Origin of the sequence: Nonomuraea sp. NPDC000554 (assembly GCF_040300065.1) — a bacterium.
In the GTDB taxonomy this organism is placed as follows: Bacteria; Actinomycetota; Actinomycetes; order Streptosporangiales; family Streptosporangiaceae; genus Nonomuraea.
Window position 1 is genome coordinate 182,247 of the sequence record NZ_JBEPDC010000004.1, and the last position, 13,830, is coordinate 196,076.

Sequence of the window (13,830 nt, forward strand, 5' to 3'; positions counted from 1 at the left end):
TGCCGTCAGGCGCTCGGACCGGGTCAGCCCAGCCCGCTCTTCATCGCGGTGATCAGCTCACCGTTGGTGGTGTCGCCGCTCAGCTCCCAGAAGAACGCGCCGCCGAGGCCCTGGTTCTTCGAGTAGCTCATCTTCCCGCCGATCGTGCTCGGCGTGTCGTAGCTCCACCACTGGCCGCCGCAGAAGCCGTACGCGGTGCCCGCGACCGTGCCCGTGGCGGGGCAGCGGGTCTTGAGCACCTTGTAGTCCTCGATGCCCTGCTCGTACGTGCCGGGCGCCGCCCCGGTCGCCGTGCCGCCGGGAGCGGACTGGGTGACGCCCGTCCAGCCGCGCCCGTAGAAGCCGATGCCGAGCAGCAGCTTGCCCGACGGGACGCCCTTGCTCTTGAGCTTCTGGATGGCGTTGTCGGAGTAGAAACCGGCGATCGGGATGCCGCTGTAGGAGTTGAGCGGCGAGTGCGGCGCCGTCGGCCCCTGCGCGGCCCAGGCGCCGAAGAAGTCGTACGTCATGACGTTGTACCAGTCGACGTACTGCGCGGCGCCGCCGTAGTCGGCCGCGTCGATCTTGCCTCCGGACGTGCCGTCGGCCGTGATGGCGGCGGTCACCAGGTTGCCGGACCCGAAGCGGGAGCGCAGGGCCGACATCACATTCCTGAACGCCGCCGGGCCGCTGGTGTCGCAGGTCAGACCGCACGCGTTCGGGTACTCCCAGTCGATGTCGATGCCGTCGAACACGTCCGCCCAGCGCGGGTCCTCGACCAGCTTGTAGCAGGAGTCGGCGAAGGCCGCCGGGTTGGCCGCGGCCTGCCCGAAGCCTCCCGACCAGGTCCAGCCGCCGAAGGAGAACAGCACCTTCAGGTTCGGGTACTTCTTCTTGAGCTTGCGGAGCTGGTTGAAGCTGCCACGCAACGCCCCGGCGTCCCAGGTGTCGGCGACGCCGTCGACGCTCTCGGCCGCGCTGTAGAACCGGTCGTAGTCGGCGTAGCTGTCGCCGATCGCGCACTGCCCGTTCTGGACGTTGCCGAAGGCGTAGTTGATGTGGGTCAGCTTGGCCGCCGAGCCGCTGGTGTCGATGTTCTTGACGTGGTAGCCGCGCTGGTAGACGCCCCACTGCACGAAGTAGCCGAGGACCTTGTTGCCGCCTCCGCCCCCGCCGCCGCTCGTGGTGGCGGTCACCGAGTTGCTGTTGCCGGAGACGTTGCCCGCCGCGTCACGAGCACGAACCGCGTACGTGTACGACGTACTCGCCGACAACCCGCCGTCGGTGTAACTCGTCCCCGTCACCGTCGTGACCAGCGTCCCACCACGGAAGACGTCGTAACCCGTCACACCCACGTTGTCCGTCGAGGCGTTCCACGCCAGCGACACACTGCTGGACGTCACCCCGGTCGAACGCAGGTTCCCCGGCACGGAGGGAGCGGTGGTGTCGCTGCCCCCGCCGCTCGCGACCTTCCACAGGGCGGGGACGTTCGGCGGCTCCCAGCCCGGCTGGGAGGTGTGGCTCTGAACGCACTCGTACTCGACGCCGTTGTAGGTGACCCGGGTGCCCGCGGTGTAGGCGGTCCAGGGGGCCCACGCCGCGGCGGCGGCTGTGGAGCTGGCGGAGGTGGTCGCGCCGTACGCGCCGGGCGGGGCGAGGACGGCCGCGCTGAGCGGCAGGAGTAACGCCGCCACTCCTGCGAGGAACTTGCCGAGGTTCTGTCTCATGATGCTCCGACATCCAGTTGGGGGGTGGGAGTCGCCAAAAGGAAACTATTAGGAAAGTTTCCTTTTGATTTAAGACGAACGTAACCCCCGCCTGCGAAGCCGTCAATATCCGTCAAGGCCGCCGGTGACTACCGGCGGCCTCGACCGACAGCGCTACTAGGCCGCCGACATGATGGCGATGCCCAGGCACATCTCGTCGCTGGTGCCCTCGCCCCAGACGACGTACCGCGGCTTGAGCTTGCCCAGCTGCGGCACCTGCGCCCGCAGGCCCGCGTCGTGGGTGCAGGTCACCCGCATCACGTCCCCCTTCCCGACCTTGACGGGCTTGGCCAGCACCCGCAGCGCCTGGTCGTCGAAGTCGTAGTTCGGGACGTCCAGGAGGGTCTGCGCCTTCGGGGTGCCGGGATTGAGCTCGACCTTGATGGACCGTCCGAGCAGATGCATGTGCCCGGCCAGGGCGTGCACCGTGGCGGGGCCCCGAACAGGCAGGTCGCAGTGCTGGGTCGGACCGGGAGTGGGCGCGCCGCAGAACTTCGCCAGCTGCGCCACCTGGGCCTTGGACTCCTCCCCGAACCGGCGGCCGACGTCCTCGACGGCGGCGGCGCGGTCGCACAGCGGGCCCGACTCCTGCGGCGTGCACGGCAGCTCCACCGGCGCCGGGAACAGCTCGGTCGCCAGCGGCTCCAGCTTCTTGTCGGTGAGCCGCAGCCGGATGCCCGACTGGTCGGCGCCCGGCCGCCCGTCGGCGCCGAGCGTGTTGTAGTGGATCTGCATGACGAGCTGGCTGCCCGGCGGCATCGCGTAGCCGTACTTCGGGTCGAGCAGCTTCTCGTTGGTGCCGGGCGCCCAGTGGGCGACCCAGGAGGCATCCTCCACGCCCGCGTCGCCGAAGCACGTCCAGCCCTGACCGGGAGTGGAGGCGTCGAGCTTGCGCGCGGCGGCGGCCTGCTCAGGGCTGAGCCTGAAGAAGATCGCGTGGTGCACGATCGCGCTGTTCTGCGGCTCGAACTGCGCGCCGGTCAGGAACGCCTCGCTGGTCAGCTTGGGGTCGATGATGAAGCACCGGTAGTCGTCGGTGCCACCGTTGGGCGGGCTCGGCGTGTACGGCTCCGCCATCTTCAGGGACGCGAACCGCTCACCGTCACGCAGCGGGGCGGCGACCGGCGCTGCTCGCGCCACGTGTCCGCTGTGGCCGGTCGTCTCCGCCGGTGGCGCCGTGCCGCATGAGGCGAGCAGGACGACCGCGGCCAGCGCGGCGGCCGTCCAGGCTAGTCGAGTCATATCCTCACAGTGACCGCGCGAGCGACGGCGAACATCCTTCCCCAGGACGTTTTCCGTCATCCCTTGGTATGACGGCCTGGGTGCGACCAACGCACCCCCAAGCCCGGCCGATCCACCAACGTGCAGCCACACGTCCCAGGTCCCGCGCGGGCCGAATCACCATGCAGGCCGGATCACCGCGCGGGCCGGATCACCGCGCGGGCCGGATCACCGCGCGGGCCGCGCCTCACCTGTCACATCTGTACCTGCTCGACGCCACCCGAAGGTCACCTTCCGACTACGGAAAGTGTCAGTGGCGTCACATAGAGTGCCTGCGGGTTTCCCCCTACCGAAAGGACCCGAGATGAAGGCGCTCAAGCTCGCCCTGCTCTGCGCGGTCGTCGCGCTGCCCACCGCCGTCGCGGCTCCCGCCCAGGCCGCCGGCTCGTCCTCCCATGCGGCCCCCGACGCGCTCCGGCGGGCGGCCGACCAGTGCGGGGCGGGCGAGATCTGCTTCTGGCACGACCGCAACTTCTCGGGCACGCCGTGGCGCTGGACTCCCGCGAGCGGGTACCGCGACATGCCGTCCAACCTGCACGACCACGTGTACTCGTTCTACGCCAACACCAGCGGCTGCTTCATCGACTGGGATCCGCGGGAGTTCCGTCCCGTCACCAGCGGCGACTACGCCAGGGCCTACGACACCAACTTCGGCAGGCGCATCGACGCGGTGAACGTGCACTGCTGACCCCCACCCGCGGCCCCGAGCCCCCCGTGGGCTTCGGGGCCGCGTCCCGTGGCGTGCGCCATGAGTGCCCCGGATTCGGGGGGTCAGTCGTCCAGGCCGCGGGCGCTGAGGGCCTCGCCGAGCGCGTCCGCGTGCCTGAGCGTGCTCACCACCAGCGGGACGGCGAAGGCCCGCACGCTCCACTCGACGCCCCTGGCCCGCTGCGCCTCCCGCACCCGGGTGGCGAGCGCGGCGACGACGGGGACGCTGCGGATGGTGAGCGAGAGCAGCAGGGAGAGCCGGAACGGGTCAAGCCCGACGAACCGGGCGGGGGTGAGGCAGCGTTCCAGGCACGCCATCATGGCGCTGGTCCGCGTCGTGAGCGTGACCAGCCCGGCCAGGGCGACGGCGAGGACGATCCGGAGCGTGGACGTCGCCGCCGAGGGCAGGTCCACGAACACCGCCTGCATGGCGAACAGCGCCACCGCGAACCAGCGAACCGGACGGATCTGCGCCCAGGCCGCCGCCACCCCCACCCGGGAGACGGCGTACAGCGACGCCACGACGACCAGGGCGCCCCCCATCGCCACGGGCGAGCGCAACAGGACGAGCACCGTGCAGCAGGCGGCGAGCCCGAGCAGCTTGGCGCCCGCAGGCAGGCGATGCAGGACCGACCCGCCCTGGACGTAGGCCCCGGTGAGCGCGTTCACGCCGCGCCTCCCTCAACGCGGACGCCGCCCGTCACGCCGAGACGCCGGTGAGCCGCGTTCATGCCATCAGTTTCCTGTAGTGCTCGACCGTCGGGCCAGGCTCGCCGTCGGCGACGACGCGGCCCTGGTCGAGGACGAGGACGCGGTCGAAGTCCGCGAGCAGGCCGAGGTCGTGGGTGACGACGACCACCTGCTGCGGCAGGTCGCGGACGGCCGCGGCGACCTGGCGGGAGTGGCGCAGGTCGAGCAGCGTGGTGGGTTCGTCCATGACGAGGATCTCGGGTTCGAGCACCAGCACCGAGCACAGGGCCAGGAGTTGCTTCTGGCCGCCCGACAGGTGGTGGGCGGGGTGGTCGGCGTGGCCGTCCAGGCCGTACCTGGTCAGCACGGACCGGACCCGGCGCGCCACCTCCTCGCCCGGCAGCCGCTTGCGGCGCAGGGAGAAGGCGACGTCCTCGGCCACGGTCGGCATCACGATCTGCGCGTCGGGGTCGGTGAACAGGAACCCGACGCCGCGCCTGATCGCGGCGGCGTCACGGCGGGTGTCGAGCCCCTGGACGGTCACGCGCCCGGAGGTGGGCAGCGCCAGCCCGTTGATCAGCCTGGCCAGCGTGCTCTTGCCGGAGCCGTTGGCACCGACCACGCCGATCCGGCGCTCGGCGAGCGTCGCGGTGATGCCGCGCAGCACGTCCCGCTCGCCGAGCCGGACGTGCACGTCAGACAGCTCGATCACTCACACCACCTCGAAAAGGGCGGCGACGCCGAGGCCGCCGCCGACCGCGGCCGTCGCCAGGCCGAGCGTTCCCGACGGCGCGCCTGATCGGACGAGCCTGCTGAACAGCCGCGTCACCACGACGGCGCCGCTCGCGCCCCACGGGTGCCCGAGGGCGAGCGCGCCGCCGTCGGCGCAGACGCGGTCCCTGTCGGCGTCGAGGGGATCGAGGCCGAGCGCGTCGGTGACCGCGAGCGCCTGCGCGGCGAACGCCTCCACGATCTCCACCGCCGCCACCTGCTCCGGTTCCACCCCGGCGCGCTCCAGCAGCCGGCGGACGGCGGGCACCGGCCCCCAGCCGGGCAGCGCGGGATCGCAGCCGACGACCGCGCCGGCCCGCAACCGCATCCCCGCCAGCCCGGACGCCGCCCGCACCCGCTCCGGCACCACCATCACGGCCGCCGCGCCGTCGCTGATCGGGGACGAGTTGCCCGCGGTCACCGACCCGCCCTGGACGAACGCCGCGGGCAGCCGCGACAGCGACGCCATCCGCACGGGCCGGGGCCGCTGGTCGTCCGCCCGGCCCCCGACGGGGACGATCTCCTGCTCGAACCGGCCCGCCTCGCGCGCGGCCAGCGCCTTGGCGTGGCTGTCGCAGGCGTAGGCGTCCTGCCGCGCACGGCTCACCGCGCGGGCGGCGGCGAGCGCTTCGGCGGCCTCGCCCATGTCAGGGTCGGGGTGTCCGGCCGGGGCGAAGGGCGCCCGCGCGTACGGGGCGGACGGCTCGTCCCGGTGGGCGCGCAGCGGTGCGGTGGAGGCGCTCTCCGCGCCGCCGGCGATGACGGCGTCCGCCGCTCCGGCGCGCACCGCCTGGCCCGCCATGAGGATCGCGGCGAGCCCGCTGCCGCACTGCCTGTCGATCGTGACGCCGGGGACGCCGTGCCCCAGCCCGGCGGCCAGCGCGGAGACCCGGGCGACGTTCCCTCCCGGGCCCATGCAGTTGCCCAGGATCACGTCCTCGACCGGGATCGGCACGTCCGCGGCGAGCGCGGCGATGACGGGCGCCGCCAGCTGGTCGACCGTCACCGTCTTGAAGGCGTGCCCGGCGGTGCCGATCGGCGTCCGGCGGGCGGCCACAATGACCGGTTCATCACGCATGTCAGGTTATCCGCTGGATGTCAGGGTCGCCGCTGGCCAGGCGGGCGGCGACCAGCCCCCTGGCCGGCTTCCCCGCCGGGGTGCGGGGCAGGCTCTCGACGCCGTACCAACGCCGGGGCCGCTGGGCCTTGTCCAGCCCCGCGCGGGCGACCGCCTCCAGCAGCGACCGCGGCGGCGGTCCCGCCGTGCCGACCTCCAGGATCGCCGTCACCACCGACCCGAGCTGCGGGTGCGGCGAGCCCACCACCACGATGTCGCTCATCCCGGGCACGCTCCTGAGCACCTCCTCGACGTCCTCCGGCACGACGGTCGCGCCGCCGGTCTGGATCGCGCCGCCGCCACGGCCGCGCAGCCGCAACGCCTCGCCGGGCCGGTACGGCTCCGCCACGTCGCCGACGGTCATCCAACCGTCGGCGTCCGTGCGGAGCGGGCCGGGGGCGCCGCCCAGGTAGCCCTCCGCCTGCCAGGGCGAGCGCACCCAGACCTCGCCGAGCCGCTGCCCCGGTGCGGTCCTGACCTGGACGTCCACGCCGGGGAACGGGCGCAGCCCGGCACCGTCGGGGTCGGCGGCGACGAAGGACAGCTCGGTCGCGCCGTAGTAGGACACGATCCGCAGCCCCGCCGCCCGCTCCCGCGCCCCGGCGGGCAACGCCGCGCCGCCGACCACGGCGGTGCGCAGCGGAGCGCCGGGCTCGTCGCGCAGCGCGTCCAGCAGGTCGGGCAGGCAGTGCGGCACCAGGTGCACCACGGTCGCGCGCCGCACCTGGTCACGCAGCGACGCGGGCGACCACCGACCGGGCACCTCCGCCGTCGCACCGGTCGCGAGCGCGTGCACCGCGGCGAACCCGTACAGCGAGGACACCAGCGGGCCCGGCACCAGCACGACGTCGTCGGGGCCGATCCCGGCCAGCTCGCTCAGGTGGGAGAACGACTCCGTCCAGGACGCCCGGGTGCGCACGACGGCACGCGGTCTTCCGGTGCTGCCGGAGCTGAAACAGGCCCACGCCAGATCGCCGGGGCCCGGGTCTCCCGCGTCCAGGAGCACGTCCCCGACGGGTAGCGGCGCGTCGATCACGACGTCCGGGCGGAGGCCGGACGTCACCCGGGTCCGCTGCTCGTCGTCCCAGGCGTGGTCGCACACCAGCGGGGTGGCGCCGGCGAGGTCGGCGGCCAGGACGGCGGTGAGCAGGTCCACGGAGTCGGGCAGGCTGATCGCGACGAGCGCTCCGCGCGCGAGGCCCCGGGCGGCCAGGTGAGCCGCGCCCGCACGGACCCTGCGGGCCAGGTCGGCGTAGCTCACCTCGCCTTCCGCGCCGCGCAACGCGGTCCGCCCAGGACGGCGCAGAGCCTGGTTCAGTACCTGTGCGGCGACCGGCATCGTACGGGTCAGCCCTCCCTGCCGGCCTGGATCCGTTCGCGGTGCACCACGGGCACAGCGTCGGGATACGCCCGTTGTGTCCCCCTCGCCACCACGGACGCGATCAACGCCTTGGCCACGTCCCCGGGCAGGAAGACGGCGCTCAGCAGGGCGGCCTGGCCGAGCGAGATCCCGGCGATCGCCGCCTGGACGGGGATGCCGAACAAGTAGATCACCCCGACCCCGCCCACCAGGCAGGCGACCATGAGCCGCCCGAGGCCGGGAGTCCGTCCGGCGCGCTCGACGAGCCACCCGGTGACGGCCGCGCCGGGCACCCACCCGATCAGGAACCCGGCGGACGGCAACGCGAAGACGGCCAGCCCGCCACGGCCGCCCGCCAGCAACGGCAGCCCCACGGCGACCAGCACCAACAGGACGACCACGGCCAGCGCGGCACGCCACGTGCCCAGGATCGCCCCGGCCAGCATCACGCCGAGCGTCTGCAGCGTGATCGGCACCGCGTTGCCGAAGACGTTCAACGCGCCCGGCAGGCCGAGCACGGCGATCAGCGCCGCGAAAACGGCGACCCGCGCGAGATCCCCCGTGGGAAACCTCCGGCTGGACTGGGGCATGCCCCCTCCTAGGTGTGAGATGTCTACGAACAGGACCGATCCCACACCAGAACATCCCGGTTCGCGCATGGAGGAATCCCACAACATTCTGCGCGAAGCCTGTCGTGTCCTGCGCAGCGCCCCGGCCCCTTCAGTGGCGCGCTGAGGAAGGTGGCGTCCGGGCCGTACCTGGGCTCACATGGCAGACTGCTCGCCATCGGCGCAGATCGTTGTGGAGGGTGACGTGACTGACGAATTCGACGTGATCGTGATCGGCGCCGGTCCGGCCGGTGAGAACGTGGCGGGGCGCGCGACGCGCGGCGGGCTGAGCGCCGCCATCGTGGAGGACCGGCTCGCCGGCGGCGAGTGCGCCTACTGGGCGTGCGTCCCGAGCAAGGCGCTGCTGCGCCCGGTGGGGCTGGCGGGCGAGGTCCAGCGGGTGCCGGGGCTGTCGCTCGGCCCGATCGAGGTCGACAAGGTGCTGGCCAGGCGCGACGAGGCCGTGTCGCACTACGACGATTCCGGCCAGGTGCAGTGGATCGAGAGCGCGAACGCGACGTTCGTCCGTGGGCGCGGAAGGCTCGACGGCCCCAGGCGGGTGCGGGTGACCACGGAGGGCGGCGCGGAGCGGGTGCTCACCGCCAGGCACGCCGTGGTGCTGGCGACCGGCAGCGGCGCCGCGATCCCGCCCGTCCCTGGCCTGGCCGAGGCCGAGCCGTGGACGAGCCACGAGGTCACCGCCGTCACCGCGGTGCCCGAGCGGCTGGTCGTGATCGGCGGCGGCGTGGTCGCCTGCGAGATGGCCCAGGCCATGCACGGGCTGGGCGCGCGGCAGACCACCGTGCTGGTGCGCGGCGGCACGCTGCTCGGGCGGATGGAGCCGTTCGTGGGCGAGCTGGTGGCCGAGTCCTTCGCCGAGTCCGGCATCGACGTCCGCTTCCACACGGACGTGACGGCGGTCGAGCGTCCCGAGCCCGGCGGCAAGGTGACGGTCCGGCTGCCGGACGGCCCGCCGCTCGAGGCCGACGAGGTGCTGGTGGCCACCGGCCGCGACCTCACCGCCCGCGGGCTCGGGCTCGACACCGTGGGCCTGGGCGACGGCCCCGTCGAGGTCGACGACAGCATGCGCGCCACCGGCGTCGCCGACGGCTGGCTGTACGCGGTCGGCGACGTGAACGGCCGCGCGCTGCTCACCCACATGGGCAAGTACCAGGCGCGGATCTGCGGCGACGTGATCGTCGCGCGGGCCAAGGGCGAGCCCGACGACCTGCCCGCGCTCCGCGACATCGCCGACGGGTACGGCGCGCCGCAGGTGGTCTTCACCGACCCGCAGGTCGCCACGGTGGGGCTCACCGAGGCCGCCGCCCGCAGGGCGGGCTACCGGGTGCGCGCCGTCGAGTACGACCTGGCCGCCGTCACCGGCGCCTACCTGCTCGGCGACGGCTACCGCGGCCGGGCGAAGGCGGTGGTGGACGAGGATCGGCGGGTGCTGCTCGGCGTCACCTTCGTCGGGCCCGGCGTGGGCGATCTGCTGCAGGCCGCGACGGTCGCGGTGACCGCGGAGGTGCCGCTGGAGCGGCTCTGGCACGCCGTGCCGTCGTTCCCGACCGTCACCGAGATCTGGCTGCGCCTGCTGGAGACGTACGGGCTTTGAAAACGCAGCACCCTGGCCAGTTGTGGGTTGTTCTTGGCATTCTGGCCAGGGCCTGCTGAGGCAGTACTTTAGCCAGCGCGCGCCCGCCTGTTCGCGACTTCGCGAATTCTCGCCGCCCGGCGCGAAATTAATCCCATAGTTCAGCCGATGACCGGGATGAGCTGTATAGACGGGTTCAGCAGGGCTTCTACGCCTGTTCGTCCGGAGATTTACCGGCAGGACGAAACTTGGCGGGACTTTGGCGATTTATCGGTCGAAGAACGCCAGGACCACCTTCCAACTGCGATCAAATATACGGACGGGGTGAAAAGCGGCGAATCAAAAGGAGTACGGGTGGCTCATCTACTCGAGCAGGCCGCCGCGGACCGCGCCGGACCCGGGCTGGCGGTGGCCGAGGACGCCGCGGCGATCGTCCGGGCGGCGCGGGCCATGGCCCAGCGGTTCAGGGGCGGCGGCAGGCTGATGACGTTCGGCCGCGACGGGGCCGCGGCGGACGCGGCGCACCTGGCTGTGGAGTTCACCCACCCCGTGATCGTGGGCAAGCGGGCGCTCCCGGCGATCTCGCTCGGCGACGCGGTCTGGCTGGTGCCCGTCCTGGGACGTCCGCAGGACATCGCGGTCGGCATCGTCCCCGGCGACACGGATCTCACGGTCGCCCGCGAGCTGGGCATGCTGACGATCGCCCTGACGGCCGCCGGCGCCCAGCCGGACGTGGACCACGTCCTGGCCGCGCGCAGCCGGCAGCCGCTGATCGTCCGGGAGGTCCACGTGACGATCTACCACCTGCTCTGGGAGCTGGCGCAGGTGTTCCTGGAGTCGGAGGCCCCTACATGACCAGCTGTTCCGGCGACGCCTGCGTCACCTGCGGGGACGTCGCCGTGCCCGTCCGGATCACCCGCCTGCTGGCGGGCGGGCTCGCGGAGGCCGACACGGGCTCCGGAATCGAGGAGATCAGCGTCGCCCTGGTCGAGGCAGGCGTCGGCGACACCGTCCTGGTGCACGCCAAGGAGGCCATCGCAGTGATCGAGAGGTCAGGTTCGTGACGGAGACGCTCTACCCGTTCCTGCGCCGTGACCCGCTGGACGTCGAGGCGTCCACGGTGGAGAAGGCGCGCGAGAGCCTGGCGCTGCGCCAGCGGGTCCTCAACGAGTTCGGCCCGTCGCTGACCGCGTGCGCGGCCGCGATGGAGGCCGCCTTCCGCGCCGGCGGCAGGCTGTTCACCTTCGGGAACGGCGGCAGCAGCACCGACGCGCAGTCGGTGGCCGGGCTGTTCACGGCAGGCGGCCTGCCCGCGATCTCGCTGACCTGCGACGCCGCGCTGCTGACCGCGCTGGGCAACGACGTGGGCTTCGACGTGGTCTTCGCCCGTCAGCTCGCCGCCCTCGGCAGCGGCGGTGACGTCGCGCTGGCGCTGTCCACCAGCGGCGGGTCGGCCAACGTGCTGCGCGGCCTGGAGGAGGCCCGACGCCGGGGCATGGTGACAGTCGGGTTCGCCGGATCGGGGGGCGGGCGGATGGCGCAGGAGGATCTGGCCGAGCACCTGTTCGTCGTCCCGTCGTCGTCGGTGCACCGCATCCAGGAGGCGCAGACGACGCTGTACCACGTGCTGTGGGAGCTGACCTCAGCAGATGCGCGGTAGCGGGTCGCCGACGAGGACGTCCACGATCCGGGTGCCGCCGATGGCGGTGCGCAGGAGCACCAGGCCGGGCGGGTCGTCCCTGACCGTGCCGATGACGGTGGCGTCGGCGCCGAGCGGGTGGGCGCGCATCGCCGCCACGGCCCGGTCCGCGCAGGCGCCGTCGACGACGGCGACGAAGCGGCCCTCACAGGCGACGTAGAGCGGGTCGAGGCCGAGCAGCTCGCACACGCCCGTCACCTCGGGACCTACCGGGACGGCGGCCTCCTCGACCACCACGGCCACTTCCGAGGCGACGGCCACCTCGTTGAGTATGGTGGCCACTCCCCCGCGGGTGGCGTCGCGCAACGTCCTGACCTGCTGCGGGGCCGCGTCGAGCAGGGCCGACACGAGGTCGTGCAGCGGGGCCGTGTCGGAGGCGATCGGCGCCTCGATGTCGAAGTCGCCGCGCGCCAGCATGATCGCCGCGCCGTGCTCGCCGATCGGTCCCGACACGATCACCGCGTCGCCGGGCCGCGCGCCGGAGGCCGACAGCGTGACCGGCCGTTCGACGACGCCGACGCCGGACGTGGTGATGTAGCAGCCGTCGGCCTTGCCGCGCTGGACCACCTTGGTGTCGCCCGTGACGATCGCCACGCCCGCCGCCTTCGCCGCCGCGGCCATCGAGGCGGCGATGCGCCGCAGGTCGGCGACGGGGAAGCCTTCCTCCAGGATGAAGGCGGCCGACAGGTAGCGCGGCCGGGCCCCGCACATCGCCAGGTCGTTGACGGTGCCGTTGACGGCCAGGTCGCCGATGTCGCCGCCCGGGAAGAACAGGGGCGAGACGACGAACGAGTCGGTGGTGAACGCGACCCGGCCGCCGCCGTGCGTCGGCTGGCCGAGCCATCGAGCCCCGCCGTCGCCCACCGCGGCCAGCCGATGAGCCTCGCCGTCCTCCCCGGAGGCGAGCCGGTGCGCCTCGCCGTCGCCTCTGGGGGCGAGGTGCAGGGTCGCGCCGTCCTCCAAAGGGGCCAGCAGGGGGTTGCGGAACGCCTCCAGGAAGACGGCCTCGATCAGGGTGTGGGTGGCCTTGCCTCCCGACCCGTGGGCCAGGGTGATCCGCTCCTCCCTGACGACCGGCTTGCGGCGGCGGGCCCGTTCGATGCGGTCGAGGACCTGTTGCTCGCGGTTCATGCCCGGCTCGCCTCCCGCACCCGCTCCCTGCTGAAGCGTCCGAAGTTGTAGTACGCGGCGCAGGCCCCCTCGGACGACACCATGCACGTCCCGATGGGCGTCTCCGGGGTGCACGCGGTGCCGAACACCTTGCACTCCCACGGCTTGAGCACGCCTTTCAGCACCTCGCCGCACTGGCACGACCTGGGGTCGGCGACGCGCAGCCCAGGCAGGTCGAAGACCCGTTCCGCGTCGAAGGCGGCGTACTCCTCGGCCATGCCGAGCGCGGAGTGCGAGATAAAGCCGAGCCCGCGCCACTCGAAGTGCGGCCGCAGCCGCATCACGTCGCCGATGGCGGCGAGCGCGACCCGGTTGCCGTGCCACGGCACCACCCGGGCGTACTGGTTCTCCACCTCGCTCCGGCCGTCGGCGAGCTGGCCGAGCAGCATGTGGACCGATTGGAGGATGTCCAGGGGCTCGAACCCGGCGACCACGAGCGGCTTGCCGTAGTCGCGGGCGATGAACCCGTACGGCTCGCAGCCGATCACCGCCGAGACGTGCCCGGGGCCGATGAAGCCGTCGAGCCGCAGGTCGGGCGAGTCGAGGATGGCCTTGATGGCCGGGATGATCATGACGTGGTTGCAGAAGACCGAGAAGTTCTCCAGCCCCTCGGCCGCCGCGCGCAGGACGGTCACGGCCGTCGAGGGGGCGGTGGTCTCGAAGCCGATCGCCATGAACACGACCCGGCGGTCCGGGTTGGCTCGGGCGATCTTGAGTGCGTCGAGCGGCGAGTAGACCATCCGGATGTCGGCCCCCGCCGCCTTGGCGTCCAGGAACGAGCCGGTACCGCCGGGCACCCGCATCATGTCGCCGAACGACGTCATGATCACGTCCGGCTGCCTGGCGATGTGGATGGCGTCGTCCACCCTGCCCATCGGGATCACGCAGACCGGGCAGCCGGGGCCGTGCACCAGCGTCACGGTCTCCGGCAGGTGGTCTTCCAGGCCGTGCTTGTAGATGGTGTGCGTGTGCCCGCCGCACACCTCCATGAACGTGTACTGGTGTCCCGGCTCGCAGCGGGCGGCGATGTCCGCGGCGAGCACCTGGGCCCGGCCGGCGTCACGGTACTCATCGACGAACCGCACGA

The 13,830-nt window shown here is 72.7% G+C and carries 14 protein-coding genes; 5 read left to right on the plus strand and 9 right to left on the minus strand.

All coding sequences use genetic code 11. The features are described from left to right. Positions 1-23: 23 nt before the first annotated feature. Together ABT294_RS09700 and ABT294_RS09705 are read right to left on the minus strand one after the other, a co-directional pair. On the minus strand, positions 24-1,706 hold the full coding sequence (locus ABT294_RS09700) for a glycosyl hydrolase family 18 protein (RefSeq protein ID WP_350804770.1): 1,683 nt from the start codon (positions 1,704-1,706) through the stop codon (positions 24-26). A gap of 156 nt (positions 1,707-1,862) precedes the next feature. Further along, the gene (locus ABT294_RS09705) at positions 1,863-2,987 is read right to left on the minus strand and encodes a monooxygenase (RefSeq protein WP_350804771.1); all 1,125 of its coding nucleotides are present in this window, start codon (positions 2,985-2,987) and stop codon (positions 1,863-1,865) included. A 343-nt stretch (positions 2,988-3,330) separates the two neighbouring features. Between ABT294_RS09705 and ABT294_RS09710 the strand changes: the two genes are divergently transcribed. Then, positions 3,331-3,714: a peptidase inhibitor family I36 protein gene (locus ABT294_RS09710; protein ID WP_350804772.1), complete on the plus strand. Its 384-nt coding sequence runs from the start codon at positions 3,331-3,333 to the stop codon at positions 3,712-3,714. A gap of 83 nt (positions 3,715-3,797) precedes the next feature. On the opposite strand, the gene ABT294_RS09715 is transcribed toward ABT294_RS09710, so the two are convergent. From ABT294_RS09715 to ABT294_RS09735, 5 genes are read right to left on the minus strand one after another with little or no spacing between them, the layout of a single operon-like run. Then, entirely contained in the window at positions 3,798-4,403 is a 606-nt protein-coding gene (locus tag ABT294_RS09715) for an energy-coupling factor transporter transmembrane component T family protein (RefSeq protein ID WP_350804773.1), read from the minus strand. Positions 4,404-4,461: 58 nt separating this feature from the next. Beyond that, on the minus strand, positions 4,462-5,136 hold the full coding sequence (locus tag ABT294_RS09720) for an energy-coupling factor ABC transporter ATP-binding protein (RefSeq protein ID WP_350804774.1): 675 nt from the start codon (positions 5,134-5,136) through the stop codon (positions 4,462-4,464). Then, entirely contained in the window at positions 5,137-6,273 is a 1,137-nt protein-coding gene (locus tag ABT294_RS09725; RefSeq protein WP_350804775.1) for a thiolase family protein, read from the minus strand. A gap of 1 nt (position 6,274) precedes the next feature. Next, positions 6,275-7,651, minus strand: coding sequence for a class I adenylate-forming enzyme family protein (locus tag ABT294_RS09730; protein ID WP_350804776.1), 1,377 nt, complete (start codon positions 7,649-7,651; stop codon positions 6,275-6,277). Positions 7,652-7,659: 8 nt separating this feature from the next. Next, positions 7,660-8,262 carry a biotin transporter BioY gene (locus ABT294_RS09735; protein WP_350804777.1) on the minus strand — a complete coding sequence of 201 codons (603 nt, stop codon included), beginning with the start codon at positions 8,260-8,262 and terminating at the stop codon, positions 7,660-7,662. Between the two features lie 223 nt (positions 8,263-8,485). On the opposite strand from ABT294_RS09735, the gene ABT294_RS09740 reads away from it, so the two are divergent. From ABT294_RS09740 to ABT294_RS09755, 4 genes are all read left to right on the plus strand, one after another. Next, on the plus strand, positions 8,486-9,895 hold the full coding sequence (locus ABT294_RS09740; RefSeq protein ID WP_350804779.1) for a dihydrolipoyl dehydrogenase family protein: 1,410 nt from the start codon (positions 8,486-8,488) through the stop codon (positions 9,893-9,895). A 333-nt stretch (positions 9,896-10,228) separates the two neighbouring features. Beyond that, positions 10,229-10,729: a phosphoheptose isomerase gene (locus tag ABT294_RS09745; RefSeq protein ID WP_350804780.1), complete on the plus strand. Its 501-nt coding sequence runs from the start codon at positions 10,229-10,231 to the stop codon at positions 10,727-10,729. Next, positions 10,726-10,938, plus strand: coding sequence for a HypC/HybG/HupF family hydrogenase formation chaperone (locus ABT294_RS09750; RefSeq protein WP_350804781.1), 213 nt, complete (start codon positions 10,726-10,728; stop codon positions 10,936-10,938). Before ABT294_RS09745 ends, ABT294_RS09750 begins: the two co-directional genes overlap by 4 nt. Then, the gene (locus tag ABT294_RS09755; protein WP_350804782.1) at positions 10,935-11,534 is read left to right on the plus strand and encodes a D-sedoheptulose-7-phosphate isomerase; all 600 of its coding nucleotides are present in this window, start codon (positions 10,935-10,937) and stop codon (positions 11,532-11,534) included. The genes ABT294_RS09750 and ABT294_RS09755 overlap by 4 nt, the downstream gene beginning before the upstream one ends. Here ABT294_RS09755 and hypE read toward each other — a convergent pair. After that, positions 11,517-12,704 (minus strand): hydrogenase expression/formation protein HypE, encoded by a 1,188-nt coding sequence (gene hypE / locus ABT294_RS09760; RefSeq protein ID WP_350804784.1) that lies wholly within the window; start codon positions 12,702-12,704, stop codon positions 11,517-11,519. The genes ABT294_RS09755 and hypE overlap by 18 nt on opposite strands. Beyond that, a complete protein-coding gene (gene hypD, locus ABT294_RS09765) occupies positions 12,701-13,828 on the minus strand; it encodes a hydrogenase formation protein HypD (protein WP_350804785.1) in 1,128 nt (375 codons plus the stop codon). The genes hypE and hypD overlap by 4 nt, the downstream gene beginning before the upstream one ends. Between the last annotated feature and the right edge of the window lie 2 nt (positions 13,829-13,830).